The organism is Prosthecochloris marina, from assembly GCF_003182595.1.
Lineage (GTDB): Bacteria > Bacteroidota > Chlorobiia > Chlorobiales > Chlorobiaceae > Prosthecochloris > Prosthecochloris marina.
The window spans coordinates 327,276-344,902 of sequence record NZ_PDNZ01000003.1 but is presented as its reverse complement, the minus strand read 5'-3'; the positions used below and the strand labels follow the sequence as shown (position 1 = coordinate 344,902).

The 17,627-nt window shown below is 48.1% G+C and carries 17 protein-coding genes; 3 read left to right on the top strand and 14 right to left on the bottom strand.

Annotation, left to right across the window (positions count from 1 at the left end; translation table 11 throughout):
• Positions 1 to 3: 3 nt before the first annotated feature.
• The 12 genes from CR164_RS05900 to CR164_RS05845 all read right to left on the bottom strand — a co-directional run bounded on the left by CR164_RS05900 (position 4) and on the right by CR164_RS05845 (position 13,290).
• Positions 4 to 1,173, bottom strand: coding sequence for a polysaccharide biosynthesis/export family protein (locus tag CR164_RS05900; RefSeq protein ID WP_239994472.1), 1,170 nt, complete (start codon positions 1,171 to 1,173; stop codon positions 4 to 6).
• 247 nt (positions 1,174 to 1,420) lie between these two features.
• Positions 1,421 to 1,954 (bottom strand): serine O-acetyltransferase, encoded by a 534-nt coding sequence (locus tag CR164_RS05895; protein ID WP_110022993.1) that lies wholly within the window; start codon positions 1,952 to 1,954, stop codon positions 1,421 to 1,423.
• Between the two features lie 6 nt (positions 1,955 to 1,960).
• A complete protein-coding gene (locus CR164_RS05890; RefSeq protein ID WP_110022992.1) occupies positions 1,961 to 2,935 on the bottom strand; it encodes a glycosyltransferase family 2 protein in 975 nt (324 codons plus the stop codon).
• 14 nt (positions 2,936 to 2,949) lie between these two features.
• Positions 2,950 to 3,381, bottom strand: coding sequence for an ATP-binding protein (locus CR164_RS05885; protein WP_110022991.1), 432 nt, complete (start codon positions 3,379 to 3,381; stop codon positions 2,950 to 2,952).
• Positions 3,378 to 3,725, bottom strand: a complete 348-nt coding sequence (locus tag CR164_RS05880; RefSeq protein WP_110022990.1) for an STAS domain-containing protein — start codon at positions 3,723 to 3,725, stop codon at positions 3,378 to 3,380. Before CR164_RS05880 ends, CR164_RS05885 begins: the two co-directional genes overlap by 4 nt.
• A complete protein-coding gene (locus tag CR164_RS05875; protein ID WP_110022989.1) occupies positions 3,722 to 5,128 on the bottom strand; it encodes an LbetaH domain-containing protein in 1,407 nt (468 codons plus the stop codon). The genes CR164_RS05880 and CR164_RS05875 overlap by 4 nt, the downstream gene beginning before the upstream one ends.
• Before the next feature lie 11 nt (positions 5,129 to 5,139).
• A complete protein-coding gene (locus tag CR164_RS05870; protein ID WP_110022988.1) occupies positions 5,140 to 5,493 on the bottom strand; it encodes an STAS domain-containing protein in 354 nt (117 codons plus the stop codon).
• 13 nt (positions 5,494 to 5,506) lie between these two features.
• On the bottom strand, positions 5,507 to 6,226 hold the full coding sequence (locus CR164_RS05865) for a sugar transferase (RefSeq protein WP_110023063.1): 720 nt from the start codon (positions 6,224 to 6,226) through the stop codon (positions 5,507 to 5,509).
• A 5-nt stretch (positions 6,227 to 6,231) separates the two neighbouring features.
• Positions 6,232 to 7,998, bottom strand: coding sequence for a WecB/TagA/CpsF family glycosyltransferase (locus tag CR164_RS05860; RefSeq protein WP_110023062.1), 1,767 nt, complete (start codon positions 7,996 to 7,998; stop codon positions 6,232 to 6,234).
• A 187-nt stretch (positions 7,999 to 8,185) separates the two neighbouring features.
• Positions 8,186 to 9,484: a sigma-54 interaction domain-containing protein gene (locus CR164_RS05855; RefSeq protein WP_110022987.1), complete on the bottom strand. Its 1,299-nt coding sequence runs from the start codon at positions 9,482 to 9,484 to the stop codon at positions 8,186 to 8,188.
• Positions 9,485 to 9,536: 52 nt separating this feature from the next.
• On the bottom strand, positions 9,537 to 11,192 hold the full coding sequence (locus tag CR164_RS05850; protein ID WP_110022986.1) for a SpoIIE family protein phosphatase: 1,656 nt from the start codon (positions 11,190 to 11,192) through the stop codon (positions 9,537 to 9,539).
• A complete protein-coding gene (locus CR164_RS05845) occupies positions 11,176 to 13,290 on the bottom strand; it encodes a PAS domain S-box protein (RefSeq protein WP_239994470.1) in 2,115 nt (704 codons plus the stop codon). The genes CR164_RS05850 and CR164_RS05845 overlap by 17 nt, the downstream gene beginning before the upstream one ends.
• A gap of 385 nt (positions 13,291 to 13,675) precedes the next feature.
• Between CR164_RS05845 and CR164_RS05840 the strand changes: the two genes are divergently transcribed.
• Both CR164_RS05840 and CR164_RS05835 read left to right on the top strand, forming a co-directional pair.
• Positions 13,676 to 14,617 (top strand): heparin lyase I family protein, encoded by a 942-nt coding sequence (locus CR164_RS05840; RefSeq protein ID WP_161953487.1) that lies wholly within the window; start codon positions 13,676 to 13,678, stop codon positions 14,615 to 14,617.
• Between the two features lie 148 nt (positions 14,618 to 14,765).
• Positions 14,766 to 15,686, top strand: a complete 921-nt coding sequence (locus tag CR164_RS05835) for a nitroreductase family protein (protein WP_110022984.1) — start codon at positions 14,766 to 14,768, stop codon at positions 15,684 to 15,686.
• A gap of 50 nt (positions 15,687 to 15,736) precedes the next feature.
• Here the strand turns inward: CR164_RS05835 and CR164_RS05830 are convergent, their stop codons facing one another.
• Both CR164_RS05830 and CR164_RS12995 read right to left on the bottom strand, forming a co-directional pair.
• Entirely contained in the window at positions 15,737 to 16,627 is an 891-nt protein-coding gene (locus CR164_RS05830; RefSeq protein WP_110022983.1) for a thermonuclease family protein, read from the bottom strand.
• A gap of 150 nt (positions 16,628 to 16,777) precedes the next feature.
• Positions 16,778 to 16,948, bottom strand: a complete 171-nt coding sequence (locus CR164_RS12995) for a hypothetical protein (RefSeq protein WP_153303686.1) — start codon at positions 16,946 to 16,948, stop codon at positions 16,778 to 16,780.
• A gap of 29 nt (positions 16,949 to 16,977) precedes the next feature.
• Here CR164_RS12995 and CR164_RS05820 point away from each other — a divergent pair, with 29 nt between their 5' ends.
• The gene (locus CR164_RS05820) at positions 16,978 to 17,595 is read left to right on the top strand and encodes a class I SAM-dependent methyltransferase (protein WP_239994469.1); all 618 of its coding nucleotides are present in this window, start codon (positions 16,978 to 16,980) and stop codon (positions 17,593 to 17,595) included.
• Positions 17,596 to 17,627: the final 32 nt, after the last annotated feature.

The window sequence follows — 17,627 nt, the reverse complement described above, 5'->3', positions numbered from 1 at the left end:
GCATTAGTCGCTACTGGTGTTTACAAATCCTTCCTGTCCCCACAATTCTCTGCGTATTTCCTGCATGATGCCGAATGCTTCAGCATTGTCGGTTATGAGGTTGAGGACCCGTAGGGGAGGTATCAGTTTTTCGATCGTATAATTGAATTTTGTCATACCGTCGGGGCTGACAAAGACGATGTCGTTTGGCTTGAGGGCGAAGTTCTGGCTGAAATCGCCATGTTCCAGGAGGTTTTTAAGGTTCACTTTTATGACATCACCTTTCATGTTCTGCTGTCTGATGATGAAGACTTTTTCGGTATTGGCATGATTGCTGATTCCACCGGCAAGCATGATCGCCTTGAAAACATTCATGGTACGTTTGAGCTGAATGGCTCCAGGGGTAATGACTTCACCCATGACATAAACCAGCTCGTCTTCGGCTTCCGGAATGAAGATGATGTCGTTGTTTTTTATGCGGGCATTCAGGGCCATATTGCCGTTCTGGAGAAGTTCCTGAAGGTCTATCCAGATAACCGTGTCTTTTCCCCTGATGATGGCGCATTTCGTCAGAAAGGTCTCCTTGCCGTGGTAAGGCAGGCCGCCGGCAAGTGCGAGCGCCTCGAGAAGTGTTCCCCTGCCAGGGAAATTCACGACGCCCGGTTTAGAGACCCGACCCAGTACAAATGCCTTGTTGTTCTTGTGCTTCTCCACTCTGAGCGTCACTTCCGGTCTTGTGTAGAGGTTTTCGAGCTTTGACGTGATTATCTGTTTTATTTCCTGTGGCGTACGGTTGAGAACGTTGATACTGCCGATTCTCGGAACAGCTATGAGCCCGTCGGGTGAGACGACGATATTTTTCTGGGACAAGTCGGGCCTTTTCCACACCTGTATGTTGATTTGATCGCCCGGGCCGAGACGGTACTGGAATTTTTTTTCAGGAGAGAGTTGAGCTATTTTTTCAGCGGATGCGAATTCCTGTGTTTTTTTTGGTAGTTCTACATTGAAATCCGATTCAGGGGGAGGAACGAGCGCTGTTTCTTCGGGTGAAATGGTCGTACAGGATATCAGAAAGAAAAACAGAAGTGCCAGTAAGGTGCCGGAACCATGCATATCGCTATGGTTTCGAGCCATGGCCGCATCTGGAATTCTTTTCCTGAAAGCGCTATGATGTAAAGTTTTGTTCTGCAGCATGCTTTTGCAATGAACATGTTTTCAGGCCCTTTGAACAGCTCCTCTTTCAGCGTGTGCTTTGTGCCCTGATTGCTGGGCTGGTAAAAATGTTCGACGGGATTAGGGCGATCAATCGAGGTGCCTTACAGATGTACCTCAAGAACTGTGCCTAATGTTTTTTTTGCCTAAGTGTTTGAAAAGTAACAGGATATAGGCTTCCTTTGTGAAATGCGCGCTGTCATTTAGCGAGAAATGATTTTTTGTTCTCTCATGTTGAGAGAGGTTTCGAAAGGGTTTGTTTTTTTGCAATGACTTTTGCCGGAATGCCAACCGCTATCGAATTGTCAGGGATTGATGAGATAACGACGGCGTTGGCCCCGATATCGACATTGTTGCCGATCGTGATGTTGCCGAGCAGTTTTGCGCCAGCTCCGATATTGACATTGTTTCCTATCTGCGGAGCGGCTTTTTCTTCGATATTTTTGAGACCGACGGTCACACCGTTTCGGACGATGCAATTGTCTCCGAAACGGGCATATCCGCTGATAATGATGTCGCCGAAATGGTCTATACGAAAATTCTTGCCTACCGGAACTTCACAGGGAAGCTCTATGCCGGTAAGGATCTGCACAATTTTGTAGAGCAGTTTGTAAAAAAAGGAAAACGGCATTCGGATGAACCTGTTTGAGATGGAGTAGCGCCATTGGCCGAAACGGTAGACAATCATGACCCAGAAGCCTTGACTGCCCCATTTTCCCTCGTAGGTTTTAAGGTCGGAACGTATGTTGCTGAAAAGAGCCATTTGCTTTTACCATGGTGTGGGTGGTGAGAGACGACCGAATCGGGTATCCTGAAGCGATCCGGTGATCTGGTGTATCACCGCCGCAGCCGCTGCCCGTTTCTTTTCAGCATTATCGCCAGGCAAGAGAAGATTTTTCGTGTAGCGGATAGCGTGCCAGAGCAGCTCGACGCCTGAGCTGGCCAGTACTGCACCGAGCCCCCGATTTTTTCTGTAATACAACCATTCGCTACGCATTCTGAACGTGAGAATCTGAGACGCTGCGGAATCAAATGTCATATCTTTTCTTGTCTTGCTGCTGGCTCCCCCGATGTGGAGGACTTCGGCGTCAGGAATAAAACAGACTTTCCAGCCTTCTTTTTTAGCTCTCAGGCAGAGGTCGGTTTCTTCGTAGTAGATATAAAAGCGCTCGTCGAATGCTCCGATTGCATCGAGCATGCTTTTACGTATGATCGTGAAGGTTCCTGGTACCCAGTCGACTTCGAGAGGCCGATCATGAGCGAAGCCTCCGAATTCATGCCGGTTGAAAAATGGTGATTTCGGGAACCGCGCGCTTAAACCCGAAAGCGTGAGGAATTTTGAGAGTGGTGAGGGGAATCGGCGTGCCGATGGTTCGAGGTTTCCTTCAGGGGAGATGATTTTACCCCCGCATATGCCGCATTGCGGCTTGCCGTCCATGAAGGCAATGGCGTTTTCAAGGGATGACGGGCCGATATACGCATCTGGGTTGAGGAGGATAATATAATTTCCCTGAGCGATATCGAATGCCTGGTTATTCGCGGCTGCAAATCCCAGGTTGCTCGAGTTTGCGATGAGAGAGACGTTTTTGAACCGTTCCCGGACCATGGCCGCTGAACCGTCATGGGAGTCGTTATCGACGACGATGACTTCCATGGCAATTCTTTTACTGTTTTTAAACAGGGCTTCAAGACACTCTGTCAGGATATCCCTTGTGTTGTAGCTGACAATGACGACTGTGACCATGAGTTCAGGGGGGATTAGAGTATTTCCGGTTGTTTTGACATCGTGATGGTATTGGTGTTGTTTTCCCGACGGCAGGAGACGGTATCCATGAGCGAACGTATAAGCAGCAGCCCGTAGCCGCCTTCAGGATAGTTTTCGATATCCGGAACAGGAGACTCGATGGTAAATGCGGGGTTGCTGTCGGTGACGGAGACGGTGAGCTGTTTTTCTTCGAACCGAAAGGAGATCGTGACCGGCTGCGGGTGTGACGAAGGCAAAGCGTAACGGGCGGCATTGGTAAACGCCTCGCTGACCGACAGTTCGAATGCGTGCCGGAAATCATCGGTTCCTTTGGAGACCTTCATGGACGAGAGAAACAGTTCCGCTGTTTTCGAGGCTGTGAGTGAGGCAAGTCGGGTGAAGCGGATGCTTCCCGGCAGACTGAGGGTTATGGTACTGTCGTTCATTGACTTGCTGTTTTCGTTCTGCAGTGCTCAGCAGCCGACCGGGCATCGTCGTATACGTCGAAAAGCTGGTAAGCGTGGGTTATTTCAAAAACTTTCCGGACGTTATCGTTCATGCTGGTCAGTACCATGTCTGCTTTTTTTTCCCTTTTTTTCCGGGCAATTCCTACCAATGCCCCAAGGCCGCTGCTGTCGAGAAAATCAACATGAGAAAGATCGAGTACAACGGTCACCGAGTTTTCCGATAACGCCTTGTTCTCGTTCAGCAGTGAGACTGTCGATGCATCGAGTGTTCCTTCCGGCGCAACGATAGTGATGTTGTTGAGCTTTGTTTCTTTGATAATCATGCTGTCGTGTTGTCATGGAATCTGTTAATGAGGGATTTCATTGTCAATCCTATATCCTGTAAAGGGTTGCTGTGTATTGCGTAGAAACGCTCCACAATTGCGGCATCGTTTCCACTGATCGGCCAGTTTTCCGCTTCGGCGTAACTGAACACTGCAGGCCGGTAACCGGGGGTGACGGCAGGGCCGGAAGAGCCGGAAGAGTTTTTCTCCTCTACCGCCATCGGAGCGTTGCCGATAAGAGAGAGTCTTCCGCTGATCACCCTGAAAAGCGTTGAGAATCGGTCGAGAGATAGGGCAAAGGCAAGGGCACTGAGCGGGCCACTTCGTTCGATGCTGACGTTTGGCAGGGAGACGGTGGCCTTGCAGGTATGGTCGTAGCAGGTTTTTCTGCTGCTTCTCCATTTGCCTTGTATGGCGAGTATCGGCGTGATCAGGATGAATGGGACAAACAGCAGAAGAATCAGTACGATTGCAGTAAGATCATGTACGATGGTTCTGAAAAAGTTGCCGATACCACGTGCCGTGTCTTTTATGCCTGTCAGTAAATGTGGGTCTTCCATTGCTATCGATACAGCTCCTGGCGGAGAGATCAGGGTGTTGCGGATGGCTATTTTGTGTTCAACATCGAGTTCCTCGCCAATGTAGGTGTTGTCGAGAACGATGCTTTCCGTTGCCCTGCTTTTTCTGTCTATAATGACATTGCTGCCGATGACGGTGCCCGGGCCGATGACCGATCCTGCAAGTATCTGAACATTGTTGCCTATACTGACGGGTTTGATGATTTCCGCGCTTTTGCTGATCGTGACGTTTCTGCCGATATAACTGTCAGTTTCACTTCCATAACCCGGAAGAACATAATGGGATGATTCATGCCGGAGAATATGCATGGAAAGGTCATAGTAGCTTTCAACGGAGTCGATAGGATTGAGTGATACCGGGGCTTCATCGTTGTTTGCCGTGTTTGATTCGGAAACCGTGATGAGGCGCATACTGCCGGCTGCACAAGAGACAACGGTTCCGTCCGGCATAGCGTTGAAAAGAGCGCTATAGTCGTTCTTCTTGTCGTAACCGATGAACACGAAGCCGTCAATGACCATGATCCTCGAGTCGTTACAGAATCTCCGGTTCTTTTCAAAGATAGTCTGAAGGTCATCCGACTCTTTTATATGTGCGTAACTCATCTGAACTCCCCAACGACTGCCGTTTTCGCAGTATTGCTCGACTTCCTGCAGTGACCCGTCGCTCAGCAAGCGTATATCGCGACTGCCCGCGAGGACTGCAAAATCTATGAGAAATTCGACGAAGGGTTTATTGCAGATCGGCAGAAGCAGGGGCTTACGCCACTGCAGTGTGCTTGTGACCCATGCGTAGCTGTTTTCCCTGATAGTGAGCAACGTTTTCATAGGTTGTTTTTTTATTGCTGGTTTCCAGCGCTGAAAGAGTCGATCGCCTCATGGCTGTCGGCATAGATGGAAAAAAGCTGCTTTGCTTTCGTCAGTTCGAAAACCATCGATACTCTGGGGTCAAGGCATGCAAGCCTGAGATCTCCGTTTTTTTCGAGAGCTTTGCGCAGGCATCCGACAATGGCACCGAGTCCGCTGCTGTCGATGAAGCTGAGTGCGGAGCAGTCAAAAACAAAGTGATTGGTTTGTTGGAGCCATTTAGGAAATTTTTGCAGCAGGGAGCCGCTGTTCGTTGCATCGAGGCGTCCCTCTATCCGGGCGACACCTATGGTTTTGCCAGTTGATGTATCAAGATGCAGGCTCATTGAGAAGTCTCCGTTAGTATGCCCCTTTTCCGATAATGACGGCAGGGATGGTTTTTAAAAGAAGGATGAGATCATTGCCGATACCGGCACTCTGGATATACTGCAAATCAAGCCTTACCTGATCGGTAAAAGGAATGTCGCTTCTGCCACTGACCTGCCACAAGCAGGTTATGCCGGGGATGATATGCAGGCGCTTGCGCTGTTCAAGAGTATATTCAGCAACTTCGTTAGGCAGCGGTGGACGGGGACCTACCAGGCTCATATCTCCTTTGAGAACATTGACTAATTGGGGGAGTTCATCGATACTCAGCTTCCGGATGATTCTGCCTGTTCTGGTGATTCTGGGATCCTTTTTCATTTTGAAAATCACTCCGGCAGTAGACTCATTTTGTTTCGATAAACTTTCTTTGATCGCATCGGCATTGACCACCATTGAACGGAACTTGTAGAACCTGAAGTGTTTTCCGTTTTGTCCGACACGCGTTTGCACATAGAATATCGGACCGGGATTTTCGATCCAGATGGTCAGAGCTGTCAGGAGGAGCAGTGGAAACAGCAGAATGAGAGCAGTTATGGAAACCACAAGATCCAGTCCTCTTTTCAACAGATAGGAAAGCCTGATCGTGAATTCCCAGGCGGCGACTTTCAGCGTCCTTTTGTATTTCAGGCCGGGGTTGAGTGTTCCACTGATTTTCTGGATCAGTTCCTTGCGTACCGTAGGGTCGAGTTCCATTGCTTTCAGGGATTCATGCTTCTGGTAAAGAGTTTCCATTTCATGACGCGGTAGAGAAAAACAGGATTGCCGATGATGTATCTACGCCACATTCTGCCGGGTTCCTGCATGATTCGGTATACCCATTCCAAACCTATTTCACGCATCCACTCGGGTGCGCGGTTGATGTTGCCGGAGTAAAAGTCGAACAAACCGCCCACTCCAATAAGGATTTCCGGTTTGAGATGGCCGCGGTACCGAGCTATCCATTTTTCCTGCCGCGGTGCTCCGAAGGCCACCAGCAATATCGATGCTCCCGAATTGTTTATTGTTTCGATGATTGTATCGCTCTGTGTATCGTGGTCGAAGTATCCATTCGCTGTGCCGGCGATAGTGACATCGAATGCTTCTTTGATTTTTTCGGCTGCCGTCTTGGCTACTCCTGGTTTGCTGCCGAGCAGGAACAGCGATTTTTCATCTTCTGAAGCCATTGTACAGAGATAGGGGAGCATGTCTGTTCCATTGATGTTTTCCCTTAAAGGTGTCTGCAGGAGTTTTCCGGCGATACTGAGACCTATGCCGTCCGGGAAGATGTAGTCTCCTTTTTGAAGAGTCGAAAAATAGTCGGGATCGTCAACCATTTTGTTCAAGCAATCGGGATTGACGAAGAAAATGCTGCATTGTTTTTTCTGTTCGAGGTGTTTTCTCATGATCGAGACAGCCTCTTCCATCGTGATATTGTCGATGTCGAGTCCAAGCAGATGAAATACAGGTGAAGGTGCACGGTTTTGTTCTTGATAAAGCAGTGCGGGAAACGCGCGCAGAAAGAGTAAAAGATCATAAAACGGACGTTTCCTGAAGATATATTCCCACTCTATCGCCGCCTTTCCTTCATGTGCGATCTTGGTTGATCTGCGGATATCCCAGAGAGAGACGATGCCGGGTTTGATCATTTTGATATATGCGTCTTCAGCGTTTCCCGGGCCATCCTTTTCTTCTCTGATTGCCGTACCGACAAGTGCGAGGCGTCCTGTAAACAGTTCCAGAAAAAGGGGAAACCCTGAAAAGATGGTTGCTGTCGTATTGAAGCGTTGAATTGTTATGGGCTTGGCAGCTACACCGAAAACTTTGTGCCTGGAAAAGACAGGGGTGCCGGTAAAGAGCTTTCGTACAGCAAGCACGATAAGCATGGGCAAAAAAAGCAGGAAAGTGACAACAAGACCAACAGAGATTTCAATGAGCCGTACCACTGCTTCTGCCACCATTGCGCTCAACCCGAAAACGGTTCGCTTGAGTCGGCTTCTCAGCGTGGAAAAACGTCCCGATAAACGTTTTTCGAGAGACATGGCTGAATCTTTTCTCTGATCCATCGGTTTCTGGTTTCGGTCTGTCTGGGTTTGAGTGATGATCCTTTCTGCATATGCAAAAAAGCTTCTGTAGCTTCCGAGAAATATGAGGCCTGCTGAGCGGAGGTTTTTTTCCTTTTCGTGATCGATGTCGGCCGACAGGCAGATCATGTTTTGCGGGGCGAGTTTCCGCCTGACGCGGTGAAGCAGTCCTGCACTGAGTTTTACCGGAAAACTGTCGGTCATGATGGCAAGCCCGATGGCGTGCCGTTCAGGTGCCAGCTGCTCGAGCTCGTATTCGGTTTCGGTAAGGGTCACCTTGTTGTATCGGCTTTCGAGCAGCTGAAAGAGATCGGCGACCTTCTCTTTTTTTCCGAATATGACTGCCTTTGCTGTCCTTTCGGTTTTTGGTGGCTTTGTCCCGGGACATTCTGTTTTGGGTTCCATTCCGGCCAGATTGAGCATGGGGATGTTTCCTGGAGTTACTTTTGCAAGAAAGGGGCCAAAAGTGTCCGACGGTTTGAAAGCCCTGTCAATTCTATGTCGATGAATTTCCCGCTCTCGGGTTGTATCGGAATTTTTCTGTCAGGATGCGAGAATGTTTCGGGATTGTCTCTCAGGAAGAGAGGGTGGATCAGATGCTGTAAAGCTTTATGCGACGATAAAGGGTTGCCTCGCTGATGCCGAGAAGCCTCGCTGCAGCCCGTCTGTTGCCGGTCGTTTGATCGAGCGCTTTGCAAATTGCCTCTTTCTCGTGAAAAGCCATACTGGATGGCGGTATGATGGGGTGCTGCCGGTCACAGGTGTTTTCGGGCAAGCTGATCGAGAGGTCCTCCAGTGCGATGGAGTTTTCCGAAGAAAGTGCTACGGCATTTCTGATGACGTTTTCGAGTTCCCTGACATTGCCCGGCCATTCATAACGGCACAGGGCTGAAAGTGCTCTGCTGGAGATGGTTTTTTCCGGGTATCCTTCGCTGGCCATTTTTTTAAGAAAATGTCCGCAGAGTAAAGGAATGTCGGAGAGTCTTTCCCTCAGGGGAGGAGCGTAGATGGTAACGGTATTGAGGCGGTAGTAGAGGTCTTGACGGAACGTACCTTTGGTGACGGCTTCTGCAAGGTTTCGGTTTGTCGCGGCTATGATTCTGATGTCTACGGGATAAATCTTCGATGAGCCGACAGGTTTAACGGTTTTTTCCTGCAGGGTACGAAGCAGTTTTGTCTGCAGGGCAAGGGGGAGCTCCCCTATTTCGTCAAGAAAGAGCGTTCCGCCATCCGATGATCGGATGAGACCCAGGGTATTGCGGTCCGCACCGGTAAACGAACCTTTTGTATGTCCGAATAGCTCACTTTCTATAACGCTTTCGTTTATTGCCGCACATTCAACCGGCATGAACACCCTCTTTTTTCTATTGCTGTGATCGTGGATTGAGCGGGCGATTATCTCTTTGCCTGTCCCGGTTTCTCCCTGCAGGAGAATTGTGGAGGTTGTCGGTGCGATTTTACTGATGATGCCTTTGATTTTTTCTATCTCGGGACTGTTGCCGGCCAGATAGTTGCTGGTAAACTGTTCCGATGGTTGGCTTGTTTCCTGTAATGTTGCATGAGGCGAGGGTGTTCCGCTAAGAAGCATTTTCCGATAATTCGAAGGTAGGTCCAAGAGGGTAAGCAGGGTTTTGGCAAGCTCATCGCTGTTGGCAAAAAGCATGATTTTTATCGAAGGTCTGTGCTTAAGTATCCTTTCGGCAACAGGGCTGAAGCTGGTTGTTCCTTCGTTTTGGATCGCAAGAACAAGGTCCGGTTTTTCGGTCGTTACAAGCTTTTCTGCATCAGATGGACTTTCGGCAAAAAAAACGTTCAGGTCGTCTGCGTCGAAGTCCGGTCTTCGATGGTTTTTGTGCACAGCACGGTCGATGATTACAATTGTTGCAGTCATAGTTCACCTTTTTTTCATGGTGTTCTTGGGGGCTTTTGTCATTCGGGGCTGCTTACGTTTTTTTCTTCCGTGTATCTCCAATCCGGATGACAATACAGGTGACATCGTCGTCAAACTTGTCATTACCGGAAAAAGCCGCTATAGCTTCGTGAATCTTTTCTATCAGTTTTTTCGGTGAAAGAAGGCTGTGGCTTTCGATCAGGGCAGCAAGCCTTTCCGTTCCGAACAGGATATCACTGCCGGGAGAACGGCTTTCGGTAATGCCATCTGAATACAGTACAAGCAGGTCGTTTTCTTCAACCGGAAAGGATACCGTTTCGTAGTGCTGCTTTTCAATCATTCCTATCGGCAGGTTCGTTCCCTTGAGCAGAGTACAGGTCCCGGTTTTCGAGTGAAAATGAATTGTCGGGGTGTGGCCGCAGTCGATTATCGAAAACTCTTTGTTTGCGAGATCGAGCCGCAGAAAAAGCAATGTGGTGTACGTGCCGAGTTCGATCAGTTCATGGATGCACTGAGCGTGTACGGTGGTCAGGGTAGCTTCTATATCGGGCAACTGTCCGCCACGGGACTTAGCCTGTGCGAGGGATTTCAGGAAAAGGTTTTTTACTCCCGCACCAACAAGGGCGGACTGTATACCGTGCCCCATCACATCGCCGATGAGAATATCGACATGTTGTTTGTCATAAATCACAAAGTCGGTGAAGTCACCGTCAAGGTGGCCCGATGAGAGCATCAACCGACTGACCATTGCTCCCTCGATAGTTACGGGTGCAGGGTTTTGCAAGAGCTTTTTTTCGATCTGTGATTCGAGCGCTTTCTGCAACGTGTCGTATCGTTGTCGGCTGTGTTCGGCCTCGATCCGCGCGGATATGTCACGGGCGATAATAACCGTATGCGGCAGGGTGTCGATATGGACGCATCCTTTTGATATTTCAAGAGGTAGGGTTGAGCCGTTTTTTCGCTTTCCTTCCACCTGCTGTATTACGTTTTGACTGCAGATATTTCCGTTTTCGGGAGGAACGGTACAGAATTGTTCCAGGTTGATGTCCAGGCTTTCAGGACTCGTGATGAGATCCAGAAAGTGCTGTTTCCTGTACTCGTCGCGTTTGAAGCCGAACATGATTTCGGCTGCACTGTTACGATAGATGATTTTTTGTTCCTTGTCGAGCATGAAGACAGCATCGTGCGCAGCATCGTTCATCGAGCGATACTGCTGTTCGCTTCTCTGCAGTTCTGTTGTCACCGTTTGCAAAGCTTCGTTTGCATCGGCCAGCTCCTGATTTTTTACCGATAGTTCATGAAACAACTCTTCCCGCTCTTCTTTCATGAGATAATAGTCGACCGCATCGTTCAGTATCACTTTAAACGAGACAGGGTCGACCGGTTTTGGAATAAACCGGAAAACTTCACCGCTGTTTATGGATTCTATGATCTGATCGATGTCCTGTGATCCACTGAGAATGATCCTGATGGTGTCGGGATAATGTTTTTTAATGGTTTTGACCAGTTCCAGGCCATTCATTCCAGGCATACGCAGATCGGTGACGACAACATCCACAGATTCCTTGGTCATGAGTTCAAGGGCATTTTCACCGCTATCGGCGAAATGTTTATTGAACGCTTCACGTCTGAGAAAACGCTTTATTGAGCTGAGAATGTCCGATTCGTCGTCAACGAAAAGAATCGTGATGTCACTTCGTTGTTTCATACACTTCTGGTTCGGTTTGAGGCTCGAGAGGGAGTGCTATTGTAAAAACAGTGCCTCCTTGAGGCGGGCAGTTGACGGTGAGCTGCCCGTTGTGTTTATGGACGATGATATCATATGAAATGCTCAGTCCAAGTCCGGTTCCCGAGCCTGGTTCTTTTGTTGTAAAAAAAGGTTCGAATATCCGGTGTTGTATTTCTTCCGGTATCCCGGGACCGTCATCTTTGATATGACAATACACATTCTCTTTGTCGTGTCCGGTTTCGATGGTGATGGTCCCTTTTTCCTCTTGTTTCAGGGAGGCGATAGCGTGTGCACTGTTGACGATGAGATTCAGAAATACCTGGTTCAGCTGTTCGGGATTACAGAGGACCTGGGGGATTTTGCCGAGCAGCGTTTCAACATTCGCATGGTAACGGTATTCATTACGTGCGATGACGAGTGTATCCCTTATACCTTTGTTGAGGTCGAACAGAACTCTTTCATCGATATCGTGCCGGAAGGAAAAGTTTCTCATGCTCTCGATAATTGTTCCGATGCGTTCGAAACCCCGCTCCGATTCAGCAAAAATCTCGGGAAGTTCGTCGATGAGCGCATCGATGTCAAGCTCCTTTTCGATTGTGTCGATTTTTGCAAAGGAGTCCGGGGACAGTTTGCCGGCTTTGGCCTGACGGCTTACTGTGCGGTATTCTTCAAGAATGCTTTGCAAATCGCCGAGATCTTCTTTCAATGTTGCGAGATTAAGCCTTACAAAGTTGACAGGATTGTTGATTTCATGCGCAAGGCCGGCTGCCAGTTGACCTATCGAGGCGAGTTTTTCCTGGAGAATCATTTGTTGATGCGTGATTTCAAGCTCCCTTGTTCTTTCCTGTACGCGTTCTTCGAGGGTTTGATTCAACTCCCGCAGTTTTTCTTCGGCTTCTTTTCTTTTTGATATGTCGAGTATGATTCCCCGGATACCGAGAGTTTTTCCTGCGCGGGTCACTGGAGCGGTATACACGAGAGCCGGGAAGGTCGTACCGTCTTTTTTATGTCCTTGGTATTCGTTGTTCTCGAAAGGTTTGCCGTCGAGAAGCAGTCTTATGTTGTTTCCTGCCTTTTCTCTTTCTTCGGGAATAAATAGTTCGGTGCTGTGAATGCCTTTGACGAGGTCATCTTCACTGTAGCCGAACAGATCGAGCCCACGGTTGTTGCTGTAGGTGATGATCCCTTTGCTGTCTGTTTCAAAGATCGGTTGTGGGAGCAGGTCTGCGAGTTCCTGGAACCGGCGTTCGCTTTCGGCCAGGGCTTGCTGTTCCTTTTTGCGTTCGGTGATATCCTGTTTTATACTGATAAAGTACGTGATTCCCTGTGTCGGATCGGTAATCGGGCTGACGATACAGTGTTCGGTGTAGAATGCTCCGTTTTTTTTTCTGTTGATGAATTCGCCCTGCCATATTTTCCCTGAAGAGATTTGCTGCCAGAACCGTCGGTAATACTCTTCGGATTGCTTTCCGGACTTCAGGATACTGATGCTTTGTTCTTTTGCTTCCTGCTCGGAGTAGCCTGTGATGGCGGTGAACCCGGGATTGGTATATTTTATAATTCCTTTTTCATCAGTGATGACGACGCCAAGGGGGAGCTGCATCATTGCTGTTGAAAAAAGATCGAGATTGTGCCGGAGTTCCGATTCGTAAAGAGCGTTTTTGGCTGTGATCGCAACCCGATCGGCTCCAAACGGTTTGAGAAGATATTCATATGCTCCCATTTTAAGGCAGCGTAAAGCCTGCTCGATATCGTCAGACCCTGAAATCATGACGACCGGCAACTCGAGATGATGCTCGTGGATGTAGGAGAGTATCTCCATGCCGTTTTTTCCAGGCATATTGATGTCAAGAAACAGGAGGTCGATCCGTGAGCGGTTCAGTATTTCCTGGCAGCTGTTGCCGTTCGATGCCGTAAGGGTTGTATAGCCCAGTTTCTGGAGCGTGTGCGTCAACATCTTGCGCATGACAGCACTGTCATCGGCTATGAGCACTGTTTTCGCTTTTTTTTGTGCAGGAAAAGCGGTTCTACCCGCCTCGGGGGTATTCATGACAATGTTGCCTGTAGGGGGTGTCATGAGATTAGGGGTCAGGTGGTCTTGCTTACCGGTACGTTACATTCTGGTACTGCTTTTAGGTTGCTCAGTTACTGCGATTCTCATGTCTTGGTTACTTCGGTTAATCGAAAAAAAAGTCAAGCTGCCCATCCAGTGCGGTTGCTGTCAATGGGTTATGGAAACGACTTTTTACTTCTTTAAGACTTCGGCTAAGATAATAATATAGTAATTATTTCTGTTCCTGGTACTGTATACCGGATATGACAAGGAAGTACCGGACTATCCACTGATTTTTGAGCGGGTTGAGGGTTTGTCGGTAACTGAAGGGTATTTTTCAAGCAAAAATGTTAAAATGGTATATTTCGCTCAAGGTAAGGCAAGTTCCTCAACTCTCTATCATATTCTCATGAAAAACATTAGAGTGTTAAGTTCCTTGGTGGTTTCGGTTTTCCTGTTGGTGCTGATCACGGCCTGTGATTCCGGTACTAATCCTCTGATTCCGGAGGAAAATGGCCAAACGTTCATCGGCCAATTACCCCATGCGGCAAAATCGAAAATACTATGGTTCTGCGATTATGAGGATGGGACATTTGTAAAATGGGAGGATCAGGGGACAGGTACGTATTATGCGGGAGGAGGGATTTTTATTACGGATGAACAGAATACAGACTATGGCATAGTATCCAACTATACGTATTCAGGTAACAATGCAAGCTTCGCTTCAATTGATAATGCAATACAGCCCGGAAACAGCAAGGCGGTAAGATTTATGCGCTGGACGGACAAGGCCTGGAACGAGAACGGTGATTATTTTCCTGATGAAGCATATTATAGTGTGTTTATGAGGTTTCCTGAAGAGTATGACCCGACTAAGGATTCAGGCAATGATCCTAATAATGATGGTGGATGGTGGAATGTGTTCCAGTTCAAATCTGACAACAATGACGGAAGCCAACCGGTTGTGCTTCTGGATATATATAACGATGGTTCGGGCATGTTTTTCGGACTAATCGTAAAGGATTACCAGAATGATAATAGCAGTAATCACACTCAGGAATATAGCGTGCAAGCTAATCCTTTACTCATTGAGCCGAATAAATGGATACATGTGGAAGCATATTACAAGAAATCCAAAGATTACTCCGGTAGAGTGATTGTCTGGCAGAACGGAGTGAAAATATTTGAAAAAGAAAATATCAGAACTGTTTTGCCTCCCGGGGAAACCGCGGTATGGGGCATCGGAAATTATACTGATTACATTGGCAGTGGTACTGAAGCTGGAAAAGCGATAATCTATTTTGATGATGCGATTGTGTCTGAGGTTAGAGTCAGCCAATACCTTGATTAGACACAGGAGTGTGATTTATGCTTTTTCGCTCTGCCGGGTTTGTTATGGCATATTCTCTCTTACTTCTTACTGTCAGGAGATGCGGCTTAAAGGTCTGCCCGGGTTGCCGGGATTACAATAAGATTAATCAAAGAAATGGGATAAGATATTGGCTATTCCAACATCGCGAACAAAAACACCAGCAGAAATAAGTATTGACAGAGAAAAGTGTACAGGGTGTGGGCTCTGTGTATCTGTTTGCAAGGATTTTAGCATTGCAATAAAAGAGGGAAAGGTCGAGGTACATGATCATCCGCTGTTCGGGTGTATAGGCTGCGGGCACTGTATGGCAATATGCCCGTCAGGTGCAATTGATGTATCGGGTCGCACATTTTCATCTCACGATCTGTTTGAGCTTCCCGATCGGAAAGATGCCGCGACCTACGAACAGCTGCACATTCTTTTTCAGAGGAGAAGAAGCGTAAGGGAGTTCAGGGAAGCACCTGTTGACGGTGATTTGATAAAAAAGATTCTGGATACGGCAAGGACTGCTCCTATGGGGTTACCGCCTTCCGACGTGAATGTTCTTGTCCTGAACTCCAGAGAAAAAGTGAGATCGTTCGCAGAAGATTTTTGTTGTTATCTGGAAAGCATGAAGTGGATTGTGTCCGGATGGTTTTTATTGTTGATGCGTCCTTTCTGGAGCAAAGAAAGTCATGAGATGTTCAAAAATTTTGTAAGACCATTGCTCCATGCCTACACGGAAAACATGCAAAAAGGGGTCAATCTTGTAAGTTATGACGCTCCCTTGGCGATGTATTTTTACGGGTCACCATACGCAGATCCTGCCGATCCTATTATTGCGGCTACGTATGCCATGGCTGCTGCCGAGGCACTTGGATTGAGTACCTGTATGATCGGCGGAATACATCCTTTCATTCAAAATGGAAGAAAAGCAAAGGCGTTCAGGGAGAAACAGGGAATAAGATCTGCAAGCAGGGAGGGCTTGTTTGTGCTGTTCGGGTATCCAAAAGTGAACTATACCAAGGGAATACAGAGAACGTTTGCATCAACAGAAGAGAAACAGTAGCAAGCAACGCTGTACCCTGTCATGAATCCAAATTCATGTGCCCACCACTATCACTCGGCAGGCGACAGGTTCAGCCGTCCGACAGCCTCCGTGACGTCTTCCGGCCATATAAAGATCCGGTTGTAAGGCTTTACCTTGAAATATGATTGAGGATAATAAATTTCGCGTGTGGTCATATCCATGCAGAACCTGCTGATCCACGAGTATTTTTCCCTGTTGGACAGCCTTTTGCCCTGGACTATTTTCCTGGTCACTTCATAGAGTTTGACGCACATCCGGAACTCGTACCCCGTCAGGGTAAGAGGGTCGGCCCATGCCCCTTTTTTTTGTTTTACAGCCTCTTTGCCGGTTTCCTGCAACAGCACCAGGTCGAAATGCTTCGGCAGGCTCGGGTAGATTGGTAATGTCGCGGCCCAGCCTTCGCTTACCATCAGCAGGTTGAAGGTCGCACGATCCTTCGCCGACATGCCGGCGCGCTCTTCTGCATTGTAACTCGGGGCCAGATAAACGAGCAACCTGCCGTATTGATCGAAAGGTTCGTCGGCCGCACGGAGGTAGACACTGCGTTTCCGACTACTGTCGGGTTTGCTCAGCTTTTCCTCGATCAGGCTGCGGAAAACTTCAGTTGCTTTTTTTCCCTGTTGTTCCTGGAGGGTGCCAGCCTTTCCCGTGGATAGTTTAGAGTGCAGTAAGGTGGAGAGATCCTCGTTGATCGGCGCGAGGCCCTGTTTCATCCATTCCGCTAACTGAGCCAGATTCTCGTCCTGATTCGAGGGCTTTGCTCTGCCGGGGTAATGTACTTCAGGGGTGTCGATGCTCAACATGCGAATTGACATCGAGACATACGGTGTATCGCCGTCAGTCGCTCTCAGGTACTGTTTTTTACCGAGAGAGTCCAGCTCGAAACCTTTGGGGTCCCAGAATATTCCAACCTTTTGCATGCTCACTCTCCCTACTGTTTTGTACACTGGTTAATGAAGCACACTTCACTCGATTATCTTTAAAATACCGAATACTTCACTATTGTCAATGATTTTGCGAGTAAGCGAAAGATGGGGACTCTGTCAAAGAGTCGATGTTATGGTTTCTGTTTACCGAACCATCATCCGGCATGACAGGTTGTAAATCCATCCGGTTATGGTAACCGGAACTATAAGAGACATGGCGGCAAGCTGTGTTGAGCTGCTCAATCCATGTAACATGATATAGTTTTTTTTCTTTCTCCAAGTCATCCATCGTGCAGCTGCAAGATATTGTTCCATGGGGACGCTCCTTTGAGGAGTACCGTGATATGTTCCTCCTAACGGATGCCGATCTTCAAAAGGCAGTTCTCGGATGCGGCGACGGTCCTGCAGCATTCAACGCCCAATTGACAAAAGTCGGCGGAAACGTCATCTCGGCCGATCCCGTATACCGGTTCAGCACCCAAGAGATCCGTTCACGTGTGAGAGGCGTCTGTCCAGAAATCGTTCGTGAGGTTTCAAAAAATTTCGATGATTACATCTGGGAGTCGATACACGACATCGACCATCTCGTTCAAGTGCGCATGGAGGCGATGGCACGGTTTTTCGATGACTACGAAAAAGGAAAACAAGCAGGTCGCTATATAAACGCTTCATTACCCGAACTTCCTTTCGGAGACAACGCCTTCGATATCGCTTTATGCTCTCATTACCTTTTTCTTTACAGTGACCATGTCAGTCTTGAACAGCACATTCTCTCGATGAAGGAGCTTTGCCGCGTCGCTCATGAGGTTCGGGTTTACCCCCTGGTAACCCTCGACGGTTCCCGGTCACAATACGTTAGCCCTATCATAGAGTCACTCGTCGCTGATGGAGTCGACGTTTCGTTTCAGAAGGTGAGATATCGATTTCAGAAAGGGGCTGATGAGATGCTTGTGGTGAAATAGCGGCATGCTGATTTTCGATGGATGAGGATTTT